Annotated in this window: 15 protein-coding genes and 1 pseudogene; 4 read left to right on the forward strand and 12 right to left on the reverse strand. The window is 61.0% G+C overall.

Features of this window, described 5'->3' with window-relative positions:
• Genes RG2_RS22845 through RG2_RS22855 form a run of 3 tightly spaced genes read right to left on the reverse strand, consistent with a single transcriptional unit; the run spans position 1 to position 2,317 of the window.
• The gene (locus RG2_RS22845; protein WP_033233737.1) at positions 1-480 is read right to left on the reverse strand and encodes a carboxymuconolactone decarboxylase family protein; all 480 of its coding nucleotides are present in this window, start codon (positions 478-480) and stop codon (positions 1-3) included.
• On the reverse strand, positions 461-1,594 hold the full coding sequence (locus tag RG2_RS22850) for an NAD(P)H-dependent amine dehydrogenase family protein (RefSeq protein WP_051730426.1): 1,134 nt from the start codon (positions 1,592-1,594) through the stop codon (positions 461-463). The genes RG2_RS22845 and RG2_RS22850 overlap by 20 nt, the downstream gene beginning before the upstream one ends.
• Positions 1,595-1,645: 51 nt before the next feature.
• Positions 1,646-2,317, reverse strand: coding sequence for an NUDIX hydrolase (locus tag RG2_RS22855; RefSeq protein WP_033233738.1), 672 nt, complete (start codon positions 2,315-2,317; stop codon positions 1,646-1,648).
• Between the two features lie 27 nt (positions 2,318-2,344).
• Between RG2_RS22855 and RG2_RS32415 the strand changes: the two are divergent.
• Both RG2_RS32415 and RG2_RS32420 read left to right on the forward strand, forming a co-directional pair.
• Positions 2,345-3,229 (forward strand): annotated as a pseudogene (locus RG2_RS32415) (ADP-ribosylglycohydrolase family protein); the annotation flags it as partial.
• A gap of 84 nt (positions 3,230-3,313) precedes the next feature.
• Positions 3,314-3,823: an O-acetyl-ADP-ribose deacetylase gene (locus RG2_RS32420; protein WP_230590107.1), complete on the forward strand. Its 510-nt coding sequence runs from the start codon at positions 3,314-3,316 to the stop codon at positions 3,821-3,823.
• Between the two features lie 340 nt (positions 3,824-4,163).
• Here RG2_RS32420 and RG2_RS22865 read toward each other — a convergent pair whose 3' ends face one another.
• The 3 genes from RG2_RS22865 to RG2_RS22875 are packed head-to-tail and all read right to left on the reverse strand — an operon-like array spanning position 4,164 to position 7,450.
• Positions 4,164-4,838 carry a YoaK family protein gene (locus RG2_RS22865; protein ID WP_033233740.1) on the reverse strand — a complete coding sequence of 225 codons (675 nt, stop codon included), beginning with the start codon at positions 4,836-4,838 and terminating at the stop codon, positions 4,164-4,166.
• A gap of 52 nt (positions 4,839-4,890) precedes the next feature.
• Complete coding sequence (locus tag RG2_RS22870; RefSeq protein WP_033233741.1) at positions 4,891-6,195, reverse strand: diacylglycerol/lipid kinase family protein; 1,305 nt, start codon at positions 6,193-6,195, stop codon at positions 4,891-4,893.
• Between the two features lies 1 nt (position 6,196).
• Positions 6,197-7,450, reverse strand: coding sequence for a M23 family metallopeptidase (locus RG2_RS22875; protein ID WP_033233742.1), 1,254 nt, complete (start codon positions 7,448-7,450; stop codon positions 6,197-6,199).
• Positions 7,451-7,620: 170 nt separating this feature from the next.
• Here RG2_RS22875 and RG2_RS22880 point away from each other — a divergent pair, with 170 nt between their 5' ends.
• Positions 7,621-8,247, forward strand: a complete 627-nt coding sequence (locus tag RG2_RS22880) for a DUF5701 family protein (protein WP_033233743.1) — start codon at positions 7,621-7,623, stop codon at positions 8,245-8,247.
• Between the two features lie 61 nt (positions 8,248-8,308).
• Positions 8,309-8,656 carry a hypothetical protein gene (locus tag RG2_RS32425; protein WP_230590100.1) on the forward strand — a complete coding sequence of 116 codons (348 nt, stop codon included), beginning with the start codon at positions 8,309-8,311 and terminating at the stop codon, positions 8,654-8,656.
• Here the strand turns inward: RG2_RS32425 and RG2_RS22890 are convergent, their stop codons facing one another.
• The 6 genes from RG2_RS22890 to RG2_RS22915 form a co-directional block, all read right to left on the reverse strand.
• Positions 8,657-9,355, reverse strand: coding sequence for an IclR family transcriptional regulator (locus tag RG2_RS22890; RefSeq protein ID WP_033233745.1), 699 nt, complete (start codon positions 9,353-9,355; stop codon positions 8,657-8,659). It abuts the gene before it with no gap.
• Positions 9,356-9,402: 47 nt separating this feature from the next.
• Positions 9,403-10,764 (reverse strand): MFS transporter, encoded by a 1,362-nt coding sequence (locus tag RG2_RS22895; RefSeq protein ID WP_051730427.1) that lies wholly within the window; start codon positions 10,762-10,764, stop codon positions 9,403-9,405.
• Between the two features lie 50 nt (positions 10,765-10,814).
• Positions 10,815-11,759, reverse strand: a complete 945-nt coding sequence (locus RG2_RS22900) for a 3-carboxyethylcatechol 2,3-dioxygenase (protein ID WP_033233746.1) — start codon at positions 11,757-11,759, stop codon at positions 10,815-10,817.
• Positions 11,756-12,622 (reverse strand): alpha/beta fold hydrolase, encoded by an 867-nt coding sequence (locus RG2_RS22905; protein ID WP_033233747.1) that lies wholly within the window; start codon positions 12,620-12,622, stop codon positions 11,756-11,758. Before RG2_RS22905 ends, RG2_RS22900 begins: the two co-directional genes overlap by 4 nt.
• 36 nt (positions 12,623-12,658) lie before the next feature.
• Complete coding sequence (gene mhpA, locus RG2_RS22910; protein ID WP_051730428.1) at positions 12,659-14,383, reverse strand: bifunctional 3-(3-hydroxy-phenyl)propionate/3-hydroxycinnamic acid hydroxylase MhpA; 1,725 nt, start codon at positions 14,381-14,383, stop codon at positions 12,659-12,661.
• A 271-nt stretch (positions 14,384-14,654) separates the two neighbouring features.
• On the reverse strand, positions 14,655-15,503 hold the full coding sequence (locus RG2_RS22915) for a fumarylacetoacetate hydrolase family protein (RefSeq protein ID WP_033233748.1): 849 nt from the start codon (positions 15,501-15,503) through the stop codon (positions 14,655-14,657).
• Positions 15,504-15,602: the final 99 nt, after the last annotated feature.

The following is a 15,602-nucleotide window of genomic DNA, read 5'->3' on the forward strand; positions in this document are numbered from 1 at the left end:
TCAGCTGCCGGGCAGCACGCACTGCGTGTCGAGGCCGAGGACGTGGTTGAGCCGGCCGAAGGCCAACCACGATCCGAGGCACATACTCAGTTCCACGATTTCGGCCTGAGAGTAGTGGGCAGTCATGCGTTCCCAGAACTCGTCGTCCAGTCCGTGATGATCGAGTGCGTACCGTTCGGCGTATTCGGCGGCCAGCCGTGTCCTGTCGTCAAAAGCATCGGTGGTTCGCCAGTCGGTGACGGACTGCGCAAAATCAGATTCGACAGTTGCACCGTCACGTTCGGTTCGCCAATCCTGGCAGAAGATACAACCGTTGATCTGAGCGATACGCAGCCGAGCGGCCTCGAACTCTCGCAGACCGAGAGTGGTGTCGGAATACACCTTTTGGGAGAACGCGGCTGCGGCGGGACCGATGCCCGGAACCATCTCACCCCACACGTAGCCGATCGGATTCTTGCCCTCAGGGATGTCGATGTTCATATTCGGTCCTCCAGGTATCGGCGCCGAGTTTGCCGACGCCTGGGGTGAGTGGGACGTCGAGCGCGTCGTACAAGCCAGGTTCGGCGGCCCGCAACCACGGGATCGCATTGACGAGACGCCCTACAGCAGTGGCATTTCCACCGGCCGCGCGATTTCCACCCTCGTCGGTGGCCTCGACGTTGATCTCAATTCGTGGGCGGCCTTCGATGATGACCTTGTGCACCCCGTCCCCATCGCCCGGAGGACACGGCCAGTCAGGAGCACACGACGGGTGAATCCGGGTGACGTGTTCGATGACGATCAACGGTTTGCCGTCGACAATTCCCTGAACTTCGAATCGCACACCGCCCTGGGTTCCGGCGGAAAAATCACCCATGTGCTCGGTGGTCACCGTCTCGTCGAGAGCCCGGCGCAGCAGGGTCTCACTGATGCCGTCGAGTTCGACGCCCAACGCACGTGCGATGAGCCGAATCTGTCCTCCCCACACCATCGTTGGGACACCTGATGCAACCATGGGCGGGTCGTACTCCATCGGCTGACCCATACCGACGAGGTAGCGCACCGAATCCGGCTGGTCGTACGTCGTGTAGTCGAAAATCTCCTGACACCGAATCTGGTCGATAGTTCCGGACAGGCCCGTGATCATCACCGGCAGAATGTCGTTTCCCCACCCAGGATCGACGCCGGAGACGAACAGCGCGCCGCCGCCGGCCTTGGCTGCGGCCAGGACGGGATCCCGCACTTCGGGCGGCGCCGAACGGTGGTCGTACAGGGCGTAGACCGAGGGCGTCACCACGACAGCGCCGCCGTGTAGCGCGCGCATGATGTCCGCGGTGGCATCGTCCGGCCGGATCTCACCCGAAGCTGCGTAGACAACGGCGTCCGGAACAGTGGCAAGAACGGCGTCGGCATCATCGGTGGCAACCACACCCAACCGGTAGCCGAGTTGCGCGAGGTCTCCCGCATCTCGGCCGACCTTGTCGGGATTTGCGACTACGACTGCGCAGAGTTCGAGCGCCGGATTGGCGGCGACGGCCCGAATCGAGGCACGGCCGACGTTTCCCGTCCCCCACACAACCGTCCGGATCTTCGCCTCGATGTCGCGGTCATCCATAATTCGGACAGTACCCATTCCGGGGTAGTTGTCACGGCCGAATGCGCGAATCTACCCGGTGAGGAAAACCAAGGCTTGCGGCGGGAGAGTCGCGCCGGGGCTGCGCCGATACATCTCAGCCGGTCTGCCCGTAGTAGCCCTCACGTATTCCCCGGTACTGACCAGCGCGTCGACAACATGACGCCGGAAGCTGTCCTTCTGCAACTCACGATCAAACACCACCTCGTAGAGTTGCCGCAGTTGGGGGACGGTGAAAGTGTCGCCGAGGAGACCGGCCGGATCGACGGCTTGGGCAAACCGGCTTCGGAGGTCGGCAACTGCCAATCCGACTATCTCGGTGTGGTCGAAAGCCAGGTCCAGGGCACCGTAGGCATCGAGGAGGATCGCGTCAACCGGCATGTCACTTTCCGGCAGCGCGGCAGCGTGCGCAACCGATAAGACCCATCCCCTGTCGTCGCGATTCGGGTTGTCGAGAATTGCCAGTTGATGGAACTCCGCATCTACCATTCCCGCTTTGGAGTGCAGGGCCCGATCTGCTGCGGCAGTGAGCACTTCGCGCTCATGGAGAAAGGTGCCGGGCAAAGCGAACTTGCCCAGCCGATGCTCGACTACAAGCACTTTGAGGGCAGCGTCCGAATAGGTCAGAACGGCGACGTCGACGGCGACCGACGGCCGCGGGTAGTCGGTTAACGATTTGCCACTCGCGTCTGTCCATTCATTCACTGTTGCATATTAGCTCAATCATGATCTATGTTTAGCGCAAAGTTGAGCAAAGGGGTTGATGTGAGGCTGAACGCACTACAGGCCGATCGCGCGGCAGGGGTACTGCTCGGCACGGCAGCCGGCGACGCACTGGGCGCCGGATACGAGTTCACGTATCCGAAGGCCGAGGTTGTCATCGACATGATCGGCGGCGGTCCGTTCAAGTGGGCGCCGGGTGAGTGGACGGACGATACCTCGATGGCCGTAGCCATCGCCGAAGTCGCCGCAACCGGGATCGATCTTGCCAGCACCGAGGGCCTGGATGCCGTTGCAGCACAGTTCATTCGGTGGTACGACTCGAAACCCGAAGATATCGGCAATCAGACCCGGGCCGTACTCTCCGCCCGCTCTCCCAACGCAGCGGATATGGCGACTCGTGCGAAGGCGGTCAGCGGACTCAAGGGCGGCAACGGTTCGCTTATGCGCACCGCGCCAGTTGCGCTGGCTTACCTTGACGACCCCAAAGGTGCTGTCGATGCCGCGTGGAAGATCGGCGCACTCACGCATGACGATCCGCAGGCCGGCCAAGCCTGTCAGATATGGACCCATGCCATCCGCCACGCAGTGATCCACGGAGACTTCGACGGCGTCCGCGACTACCTGACCGTCGCCGATCAGGGGGTGGTCGATTATTGGGGACCACTGCTCGACCAGGCCGAATATGGCAGCCCGCGAGACTTCTCCAAGAACGGCTGGGTGGTTCACGCACTCCAGACGGCATGGTGGGCAATAACTTCCACCGACAGCAGCAACACCGAACATCTGCAGCACGCGCTCGAAGCCGCGGTCCGAGCCGGCGGCGACACCGACACGACTGCTGCAATCGCCGGCGGCCTACTCGGTGCCCGCTGGGGAGCGTCGGCGATACCGGAGCGGTGGCGCCGCATCATGCACGGATGGCCGGGGTACACCTCGACCGACTTGATTCGTCTCGCACTCAACACCACAGGAGAAGCAATGCCGACAATCTCCGTCGTCGAAGGTGACATCACCACCCTGGACGTCGACGCAATAGTCAACGCCGCCAACACCGCTCTCCTCGGCGGCGGGGGCGTCGACGGCGCCATTCACCGCGCCGGTGGCCCGGAAATCCTCGAAGAATGCAAAGCTCTGCGCGCCTCCAGCCTGCCCGACGGCCTGCCGGTGGGCTCAGCCGTAGCCACCACAGCAGGAAAGATGAAAGCACGCAACGTGATCCACACCGTCGGTCCGCGATACTCGCGTTCACAAGATCGGTCGGCGCAGCTTCGGTCGGCATACACGCGAAGTCTGGCCGTGGCCGATTCCCTTGGCGCCCAGACCGTCGCCTTCCCGCTGATCTCTTCGGGCGTCTACGGCTGGCCCAAGGAAGACGCTGCAAGACAGGCAGTTACGGCGATTCACTCAGCGCATACCGCTGTGGACAACGTCATTCTCGTTGCCTACGACAAGCCGTCGGCGGATGTACTGCGGCGAGCACTCGAGTAGCGGCTAGCGAACCCTCATCCGGCGGTTCAACTGCCGACTCCCGAAGTCCAGACCTGCACCGTCACTGGTGGCCAGTGCTGTCAGCACAGCGGCGACGAGCAGCGATATGACTACGACACCCATGATGCGCACCTCGTTCGGACTCGAGCGGAAACACTTTGCTGAAAACAAGTATATGTAACTTAGGGTTACGTTCAATGTGTTGTCACTCACCTGAAACCGGCGATCGCGCTCCGAATCACATCAAACCTGGGCAATTCATAACGTCAATGCCGTCGGAGTTGGCCACACCGGAAGAGATGCGATGCACGAAGCGTGTGGGGCACTGCGCGTCGGAGTGTCAGGAAACCGAGGATCTGTTTCCGCGTAGGGGCGTCACGCGCCATGCCACAGCCGTCAGGGCGGCAGCAGTTCCCGCTGCCGGCCAGAGGGCGTGAGTGCCGATCCACCGATGTGCAAGCGCTCCCAGGACGGCACCGCCGATCAGACCCGCACACATTCCGAAGTGTTGCAGCCACGCCCACCGCGGGCCGCCCAGGAATGCGCCCGTCAAACGTTGGCCCATTTTCACCAGGGCACCCGTCATGTAAGTGACGCCGATGGTTACCTCGCCGTCACGCTGGAACACCGAATTGACCGCGCCCATGGACAAAGCCATTGCAGTGACCGCGCCGGGAACGATGTCGAAGCTACCCAGTATCGCCCCCAGTACCAACAATGCGGTCACCACCGATAGCACGGTGACCTTGCGTGTCCGAACCGAATAGCGTTCCGTGACATACGTGATCACCGTGCCGAGCGCGATACCGAGCAGGAAGAGCACAATCACGGCCGCGGGCACTCGGGCGGCGGCCCACAAGCCGTCGGCGATCGAGACACTCATCTGAGTCATATTGCCGCTCATGAACGATACGAACTGTCCGCTGAGAACGATGAAGCCGATCGCGTCGACGTATCCGGCCAGCCCGGCAAGCGCTATCGCCAAACCGATGAGTGATCTGCTGTATCCCGTCACCCGAAAAGCCTGTCACAGTCGACCATGAACCATGCAGTCGCAACCGGACAGGTTATGCGTCGAGCGCTGTGAATCCTGCCAGTTGACGCAATCTCACCAGATCTACTTTCCGCCGCGGACGCGTCACCCCCGGTCGGTTGCGTGGAACCCGAACCCGAAGCGCGGCGGGCCGGACCTCGCACCGCACGGGGACCGGGAAGATCAATGCTTCACCATCGACGCCGACAGGAATCTCAGGCCGGTCGGCGTCGACAATCACCTCTAATGCCGTGGCTTGCGTCAGTCCCCGCCGATGTGCGCGGCGAAGCAACCCGAGGGCCTGCCGCGGGCTGTTGACCGACAGCGCGACAACGCCGAGTGTTCCCAGGTCCAACCGCGGCCGTTGCCCGAGTCCGGCAAGGTCATCCGTCTCGTACGGACCGTTGCTGACCAACACCGCTTGGGGTGACTCGATGACGCGGTCCTGAACGTGCACGACAAATTTTGCGCCCTGCTGCTCAGCCAGGACATCCGGGAGCATCCGCACGACCGTACTGGTCTTGGCATCGCGATACGACGGATTCTGCACCACTTCGGCATACGCGCCGAACGACGCGTTGTTCACAAACGGTCGATCACCCACAGTCCCCAGATCGACGTAGATGTCGACGCCGTCATTCAAAGCGTCAAGGCATCGCGACGGATCTTGGAGATCCAAACCGAGATCTGCGGCAAAATGATTGCGTGTACCTGCGCTGATCACCAGATAGGGCAACCCATGTTCCGCGGCGACCGCCGCCACCAAGGCCTGTGTTCCGTCGCCTCCCGCGACACCCAGTAGATCAGCCCCGTTGTCGACGGCCTTGCGCGCCACGTCTGCCACGTCAACCGGGTGGGCGGCGTCGAGAACGAATACCTCGGCACCCAATTCTCGAGCCTTGTCGATCAGACCGAATTTTCCGACCTTCCCACCGCCCGAATTTGGGTTCATCACGAAGAAGGGCCGTTCTGCAGGGCTCGGAGGATGTTCCGGCACAGGAGAACCCGACTCGTCGTCTTGCAGGGCAGCCCGAGCGCACAACGCGGCCACAATCAACAATCCGATCGTCACCAACACCACCGCAAGCAGATTCGCCCGGACCAGAAAGACGAGCACCACTATCGGCGCCAACACCCCGATTGCGAGAGCGAACCAGCGCACAAATCCGCGACTGGTGAGAAACCAGTACGCGGCAACCACACTCACCACCACAGCTCCGACGCCCATGATCAACAACATCAGCGTCTTCAAGCCGGCAAAGACCAGCAGAACCACCACTGCTGCGAATGACGCGGCCACAGCCGCTCTGGCCAACCATCGTTGCTTGCTCGTTGCCATGTCAGCTCCCCTGTTGAACTACGTCGTATGTCATGACATCAAGCGTGAGCGGCATCTGATTGCTGCGCCGACCGGTGTCCACGCCCGTTGCGAACTGCGCCGCGGCACCGGAATCCGTGACCGAATCGAGGTTGTCCTGGTTCATGATTCGGTTTGTCAGATCGAAAGAACGTATCTCGAACGGAAGTCCGTTCGACGCCAGAGGATCCGGTCCGTCCATGATGTGGAAATGCAGATGCGGGGCGTCGGTGTTACCGGAGTTACCCAACTTGCCCAACGATTGACCCGCCGTCAGATTGTCACCGACCTCGAGCGGGATACTTCCTCTCTGCAGGTGAGCGTAGAAGGCATATCGACCGTTTCCGAGATCCTGAACAACATGATTACCACCGAATTGATCGAGCGTGAGCCCGACGGGATCAGCGCCAGGAGTCTGTTCCGGAAGGTCATTCACCATCGAAACAATCTTGCCCTCCGCGACGGCAAAAACATCGCTGCCGTAGTAGGGATAACTGTTGACGGACGTCCGATCTCCATTGAACATCTGTCCCTCGGACGTCAGTTGAACGTAGTCGATGGCAAATCGCTCCGGAGCAAAAAGCTGTCCGTTGAGGGGACTGACGGCACCACGGTGAGCTGTCAGACCACAACAACCGTTTCCGTTCAACCAGTTCTCACCGTTCAGCGGCGGATCGATCACGACCGCAGACTGTGTCGATATCGTGGTCCGAGCCACGGTTTCCGTCATCTCCGCCGGGAGAAGGGGCAGATTCGGGGCGTCCACCGCCACCGAAATTCGATGTTCGACGACCTCGGGAACCTCTGAGCTGGACGGTACCGTCACGTCTATCCAGGCCAAGGCCGATTGGCCGGGGCCCAGAGTCTCCGTCGGCCTCGTAGCGCCGAATACCCTGATCCACGGCAGAAGCCCGTCGGAAATCGAACTCTGCAACGGAACTCCGTTCGACACCGGCTCGATACTCCGCAAGGTAAGCGGCTGCGCGAGGGTATTCGTGAGGAACAGCTCGTACGCGAGGTGTACCTCTCCGTCAGTGGCGGTTACCGGAATCGGAGCGGCAAGGGTAGCGGCAGTCAACGGGGTGAGCACTGGTTCGGCTGAGTTGGAGCCGGGAGCAGAAGTGAGCGAAGAATCCGAAGGAGTCGTCTGTGAATTCTGCGTCGTGGAGCACGAGACAACCATCGCCGCGGCAAGAAAAACTAATGCAATGCTGTTCTTTCCACTCGGACTTGCCATTTCAGGAATATTAGACCTGAACCAGCCCGGTTGCGATAAATGCGCTCGATATTTACCGTATCGAATTCAATCCTTGAATAAGCGCATTTATGCATACCCACTAGGACTTCATTTATTCGTCTTGACGGCATTTTCTCGAGTCGACGCAAGATTCGCTACCATCGGGGACCGTGCTCCCACCTCTAGATCAGCAGGCTGAACGACTCATAGCTCTCGGCATCGGCGACATCGCCGGGATATCCCCCGCTGCGATACGTGCAGCAGCAACGTCCCGCGCCGAGAACTCTCTGCTCACCATCCACGAAAAGTACGCTCCCGCTTCATCGTTGGCCCACCTTCTCGAACGCCAGGGCAAACACGGCTTTGTTGTCACCGACATGACCGATGTAGATCAGTTCACTCCCACCGAGCACGCAGTGCCCCCGGACAATCCCGTGTATCTACTCGAGGACCTCGACCGAGGCGACGCAATGTCCAACTGGAGTCCGGACGAAGCGCTACCCGCAATCCTCGAAGCCGGGCGCACGCCGTTGACGCTCACCGAGGGTATCCACTGGCTGCTCCAATGCCCGGACGTTCTCGAACGTGGCCATTGCTTCATGACCATCGGCTCACGCTTGCGCAAACCCAACGGCGCACTGGATACGCGTACCCCCGCGCTGTGGATCAGCAACGGGACCGGGCGCGACGGTAAGGACAATCGCAACGCCCCCAAGGTCGGCTGGTGCTGGGCCGGCAACCGCCACACCTGGTTGGGATTTGCGTCGGCGAACACCCGAATTCCGATCAACGCATAGATCCACGGAGACCGGGTAGACAGCAGTACCGACTGCTCGCCTACCCAGTCCAGTGGAGTACATGATGTTTCTCAGTGACCAGTCTCTTCGTAACCGCACCCATCGCTTCGGGACAGCAATGTCGGCCGCATCGCTGCAGTGGCCACCACCGACGCCGGCGCAACGCACTGCGCGCTGGGGCGAAAGATCGGAGATGCTCGGCGCCCTGTCGGTACTCGTGTTCTGGGCTTTCGGCGTCGGCATCGTGCTCGGTGCGGGCGCCATCGTCATGGGAGTGTTCACCTTGCGCCGCCTTGGCCGGGATCCGAGTAGCACGCTGCCGGGAGATGCCGTCGTCGGCCTGATCACCGGCATCATCGGGCTTGCCCTGAGCGCATCGTTCTTCGTGGGAATACTGCCGCACTTGTAGCTAGTGTGTTGTGCCGCTGATCTTTTCAGCAGCCTCCATCAGTTCGCGCACTGCGCCGCGGGCCAGATCCTCGGACGCGGTAATCAACGTCAGGCAACCGGCCGGCTCATTGGCCGGCTGTGTCAACGGCACCCCGAGGCCCCAGTATCCCGGCTCGACTTCGCCGTAACTGACGACGTAGCCGTCCCGGCGGGCATCGGTGACTCGACTCGATTCCCCGGGGACGGGCGGCTGCCCGGCCAACAACGCATAGCCTGCGGCGCCGCGGTCGATAGGGTGGCGACCACCCTCACGGAACGACACCCAGTACCGAGCATTCTTCGGCTCGACGACGGCGACGGCCACCGCTTCGGAGCCCTCCGCGACAAACAGCGCAACACTCGCGCCCAAGGAATTCGCGAGCCGACGCAACAACGGTGTCGCCTCGTCCCGAAGGCCGGCGTACAAGTCCCGAGCGAGCGCCGCCAATCCACCCCCGGCCCGGTACTTGCCGTCCGCACCGCGCTTGATGAGGCGGAAGTCAGCCACAGTGGTGAGCAACCGCGACGCAATGGTCCGGTGAACACCCAGGGCATCGGCTACTTCCTGAATTGTCATTCCATCGGGAGTGGTGGCAACCAATTCGAGGGCCTGCAATCCCCTCGCCAGTGTTTGCGAGCCCGGTTGTTTGCCGGACGACCCATTCGATTCTGAAGCCACGCCCTTGACTCTATTCTCTCGGGGCTTGACGCCGGATCGGCACATCCTCAAGCAGTGGCTGCGGCGGCCAGGTCCTCTTCCCGTCTCGCCTCCGGAGTCTCCGGATTCTCACTGCGGCCGCGGTAGGTCGCGTCGAGAAGCAACGTCGCGATTCCGGCGATCACCAACACCCCGCCGAACATCATGTAGACGCTCTTCGGAGTCCAGCCACCATCGAGCAGGTAGCCGGTCAGAATCGGAGCGATAATCGAGACCGTGCGACCGCACCCGATCATCCAGCCCACACCGGTGCCCCGGGCCGCCGCCGGGTAGATGGGCGGGCTGATCGCGTAGAAACCGGTGATGCCGCCATTGGCAAAAATGCCGACCAGTACCGCGAGCGTCAAAGCCAGGGCGACGATGTGGAATCCGGAGGCGTAACCGATGAACGCAAATACTCCACCGAACATCAAGAGAACTGTCACAACTCTCGGCCGCAACACGATCGACAGGCCCGCAAAAATGATCGATCCGATGACACCACCGACGTTGACGAGCACACCGGCAGTGACGCCCATGTTCGAATCACCCGTTGCATCGGACAGCAACTTCGGCGTCCAGGTATTGGCGAAGTAGAACGACGCGATCAAGCATGAGTACCCGAGCCAGAGGAAAACCGTGCGACGCAGCATGATTCCCTTGAAAAGGCCGTCACGCACAACACGTTCGGTCTTTCGAATCGGAACGGGCAGTTCCGACGACTGCTCGTAGCCGAGCCGATCCGCGATCTCGTTGTACCGCTCCAGTGCCCCGACCGGCCGCTTCTCGATGAGGAACTCGATGGATTCCGGCAGGGTCTTGATCACGACAACCAGCATGATTGCGGTGATGATCGTGCCGAAGATGAACGCCGACCGCCAGTCGAACACGGAAATCAGGACGCCGGAAATCGCGCCACCCACGGCTCCACCGAGCGGGTAGCCGACACCATAGATTCCCAATGCGGTGCCACGACGCTTGTCCGAACTGAACTCCGATACAAGAACATTCAGGTTCGCGACCAGTCCGCCGATCCCCAAGCCGGAAAACGCACGGAAGGCGATGAGCTGGGGAACGTTGACGGCGCAGGCAGACAACGCCATTCCGACGGTGATACCGACGAGACACCAGATCGCAAGCCGGCGCCTGCCGATCTTGTCTGCCAGTGGAGATATGAAAATTGCGCCCAGAGCGGTGCCGATGATGCCGGCGCTGAGCAGGTAGCCGATCTCGACGGAGCTGATGTCCCAGGACTTTCCGAGGTGAGGCGCTACGAACGCCATGACCAGGATCTCGAAACCGTCGATCATGCTGAGGATCAGACAGATCGCGATTGTCGAAATCTGATATCGGCGCATCGGTTGCGTCCGAATCGCTTCACGAACATCCATCGAGGTCTACTTTCATAAGATGGGAGGGGGCTTCCCCCGAGTAGTAAGAATCAGATATCCCGCAGAATCGCGGTCGTGACGGCAAAGCCGGAGATGTATTCCTTGATCGGCCGGTAGAACTCGTAGGCGATCTCGTATTCACCGCAGGCCCGTAGGGCGGAGTAGGCAGCCACCCAGTTGCGCACCTCATGCGAGGAGTGCCCGGCTACCGCATCCATGTCGTCTGCGGTGTAGCGATCGAAATCCTCGATCCGCCCGGACGCACACACGTCGAGAAATCCTCTGTCCCACTCCGGATTCAGATCCATGATGTCGGCCTCGTCCGCCGCGAACTTGACGGCCGTGTCGATGACTCGCTGCTGCCTGGCCGCGCGCGCCTGCGGCGTCGGATTCCGGCCGTCGGTCAGCATCTTGCGCTGAGCCTCGTCGGCGGTGGCGATCTGCGGAACCGGCGGATCATGTGACAGCCCACCGGAACCGATGAACAGCACCTTCTTGTCGGAATTCTTGAAATACGCGCCGACGGCCTCGCCGAACTTACGCACGCGGGCAACCTTCACGAACGGCCTGGCCACCGAATTGACGAAGACTGGGATCAGCGGTTTGGACGCTACGTCGCCGTAGATGATCTCCATCGGTTGCACCGCACCGTGATCGACCTCCATCTGACGTGAAATCGCAATGTCGAGCCCCTGATCCATCACGAACTGCGCCAAGTCCTCGGCCATAGCTTCCGGCACGTTCAGTTCACCGGCAAACGAGTCGTAATCGCCACTGCCCTTTGCCTTGTAGCCGATGCAGAACGGCGGCATCAGATCGTAGAAGAATCCGTTGTAGTGATCGGGTCCGAAGTTCACGATCACATCAGGATCAAAATTGTGAACAAATGCGCGGGCCTGGTCGAACGCTGCTTCCACCGATGCTTTGACATCGGCCGGCGGGTCGAGGTGGTGCAACAGTGGGCTGTGCGACATGCACAGCAAAGCCTGCTTCATGACCGGCTCACACCCCGAGCGGAAAGATACTGCGTGATAACGGTATTGAACTCTTCTGCCCGCTCGACCTGTGACCAGTGGCCACACTGGCTGAAGATATGCACATCGGCATTCGGGATGACGTTGAGTAACTCCCACGTACGCGAGACGGGGATCACCACGTCCTGGACACCGTGGATCAGCAGAACCGGAACATCCAAACGAGAGAGCACATCGAAATCGAGCGGTAGTTCGGTGCGGTCACGATCGCGGGCTGCGACCACCTCGGCGAGGCGATCCGAGGCCGTATCGTTGAGGGCGGATTGGTAGCGCAGGGACACCAATTCGTCAGTGACAAGCGACTTGTCGACAACAAAGAGTTCGAGGGTCTTGCGAATGCCGGCTTCAGTCAGGTTCGGGTTGGAGTGACCGGCCAGCGCGCCCGTCAACTTTGCGCCGCCCGTGCCCATCGAGACGATCCCCAGAAGGCGTTCCGGGAAATCGATGGCAAACTGGAATGCAAGCCAACCGCCGAGGGAGTTTCCGACAATCCACGTCTTCTCGATGCCGAGGGCGTCGAGAACGCGCACCGCGTGGCGAACCCATTCCTTGATTCCGTACTCGGTGTTCGGAGCAACAACGCTCTGCCCGTAGCCGATGGAATCGATTGCGATGCAACGCCCCGGCTCACTGAGAACCGGAAGATTGAGCCACCAGTTGGCGGCGGCGGTGACGCCGGTGCCCGAACCGTGCAGGAACAGGATCGGGGTACCTTCGCCCAGTTCGTGGTAGTGGGTGAGTTCGCCGTCTGCGGTCTCGATCCACTTGTCTTCGAGGCCGAAGAAATCGTCGGTGATGTACGAGGGAATCTCGGTTGTAGTCATATATCTGGCTTTCTCGTAAGTGTGCGTGGCGGATGGTTAGAGCGCGACCGGCACTGCGACCGCGTCCGTGACAGCGCCGGCCGGCGTGAACTTCATTGCGGCCAGGATCGCGTCCAACGTCTCCGGGGCATGCTGCGTCAGGCAGGCACCGGCAACAAAACGGTCCGGGCGAAGGAAGACCAAGGGAGTGGGACGGTCGTCGAACCACTTCTTGAGTCGGCCGGTGTGATCGCCGAGGACCATAACGTCCGGATCCATGTGCTTCTGAGCCCATTCGCGCTGGGTCTCCGGAACTACCGCAACAAGGCGGGCACCGAGTAGAGACAACTTGTCGAGCGAGGACTGCGGGAGCACGTCCTTGGGGCTGTTGCCCCACACGATCACGGACCACCAGTTGCCGATCGCGTCGTCGAGCAGTTGGTCCGACGCATCCCGCGAGTTCACACGCGGCTGTGGGAACTGGACGCCAACCGGTGAGTTCTTGACGTTGGCGGTCAGCACCGGGATGAGCTTGCTCGTGAGTTTCGCTGCTGCACTTCCCGATTCCCGAGTGTTCGGGTCGGCCAGCACTCCCCTGGTGTAGCGCGGCATCGGCTTGAAGCGCATGTCCGCGAAGTAGCTCTTGACCTGAGGGAAGAGATTGAGCACCGACGACGCAGCGTCGCGGAGTACAGCACCGACCGGATTGGTGATCTTGATGAGCCGTCCGAACGTCAGCGACAGATCCACCATTGCCTGGGCGTGATCCTTGCGCTCCGACGTATAGGTATCGAGCAGTGCGTCGTCCGCCTGACCGGAAAGTACGGCGGCCAACTTCCACCCCAGGTTGGTTGCGTCGCGCATACCCGAATTCCAGCCCTGACCCATCCACACCGGCATCAGGTGCGCGGCGTCGCCCGCGATCAATTGGCGGCCCTTGCGGAAGTCGGAAGCGACGCGGCCGTGATGGGTGAAGACGCGTCGTCGAATGAAATCGAGTTCCGCCGGGTTGGGAACATGATCTGCCAGAAGAGCATTCACGTAGTCGGGGTCCGTGACCTGCTCTTCGGTTTCGTCGTCGTGCAGCATGAATTCCCAGCGCCGAACCGCGTGGGGCAGACCGATGGACACGTACGGACGCTTCGGATCGGCACCCAGGAACACGTTGGGGGTTCCCAGCGGATCGTTGTTGACGTCCACGACAAGCCAACGTGTAGAAGGTGATTCACCCTCGAAGCTGACACCGAGACGCTTGCGGGTCGGAGACTTGCCACCTTCACACCCCACCAGGTACTGCGCACTGAATCGCCGTTCTTCGATGGTTCCGTCGGGGCGAGAAACCAACGCGATAGCGGTAACCGACTGGCCGTCTTCTTCGACGTTCTCGACGCGATGACCGAACAGCACCTGAACGTTCCCGAACCGGGACAGTCCCTCATACAGCGCCTTGTCGGCTTCTGGCTGGATGAAGCCGTGCTTACGTTCCCAGCCGAATTCCACGGTCTGCGGGTTGTTGACCAGCATGACCTTTCCGGCACCGTTGACCAGACGCATGATGTGCTGCGGATTTGTGTGCGGACGGATCGCATCCACCAGGCCCACCGTCTGAATGGTGCGGAACGACTCGTCGTCGAGTCCCACACCACGCGGGTAGTCGATCAGCGTATCCATGGCCTCGAGCACGGTGACCTGCTTGCCGTACATGCCGAGGATGTTCGCCAACATCAGGCCGGCGGGACCGGCGCCGACGATGAGTACTTCGGTGTCCTGAGTGGTTTTCATGGCTTCCTATCTGCGCTAATGCAACTATCGCGTGCCCTAGCGCACTATATGCACGATGCGTCTATTAGAAACCACGAAGCGGGGTACGTCAATGAGCTTTTGTGACCGGGGCCGCATTTGGTGCCCGATGGGATCGCTCAGACAGAATGGCGCGGCATCAAAACTGCAGCTAGAGCATGGTTTGCCGGCCTTCTCCATGTGCCCGAGACACAAAATGGCCGCGCCGGAGGTTGTTCACCTCCGGCGCGGCCATTGCGCAGATCTGAAGCCTCTAGACGACCCTGAGATCGAAGGTATGCCGCATCTCGCCGATACCTTCCACGTATGTCGTCAGCGTGTCACCCGCTCCGAGCAGCACCTTCGGGTTGCGGCTGAAGCCGACACCTGCCGGCGTACCGGTGAAGATCGCGTCGCCCGGCAGAAGAGGCACGATGCGGGACAGGTACTCGATAACTTCCGGAATCGTGAAGATCATGTCGCTGGTGCGACTCTTCTGCATCAAGGTGCCGTTGATCGAGCATCCCAGCTCGAGGTCATCCGGATTCTCGAATTCATCGGGTGAGACCAAGACCGGCCCCATCGGACTGAAACCTGGGAACGACTTCGCCAGACCGAACTGCTGCGGCGCGGTACCTCGCCACTGTGTGTGCCGTTCGGACAGATCCTGGCCCACGGTCAGTCCTGCTACATGACCCCATGCATCCGCGGCACTCACGTTCTCCGCCCGCCTACCGATCACCGCGACAAGTTCGGTCTCGAAATCGACAGCGCCCTCCGGCAACAGAATCTTGCCGTGTGGACCGGTCACCGACGCCGGAAACTTCCCGAATACCACCGGTATCTCGGGGATCTCCAGGCCGGACTCCACTGCATGGTCCCGGTAGTTCAAGCCGATGGCAAAGATCTGCGGCGGCAACGGCACCGGGCTTCCCAACGCCGAGTTGTCGATCTTCACGTCAGGAGTGCCCTCGAACCCACTCGCCCAGTGCGTGAACTCATCCCACCGCGAGTAGAGGCTTTGCACGTCGGAGGAGAAGGTCCCGTTGCTGGCAATTTCGATATCAACAGCACCGGCGTCCATTCCAAGACAAGCCCGGCCCGATAAGTTGTAAATACGCATAGCGAACTACCTTTCGAAGAATAGTGACAAACGCCGAAGCGCACATTTCCCGAACCTAACGGCGATCTCAAGTACAGCTCCCGACAAGTCGGCAATTAG

It is taken from the genome of Rhodococcus globerulus NBRC 14531, from assembly GCF_001894805.1.
GTDB lineage: Bacteria > Actinomycetota > Actinomycetes > Mycobacteriales > Mycobacteriaceae > Rhodococcus_F > Rhodococcus_F globerula.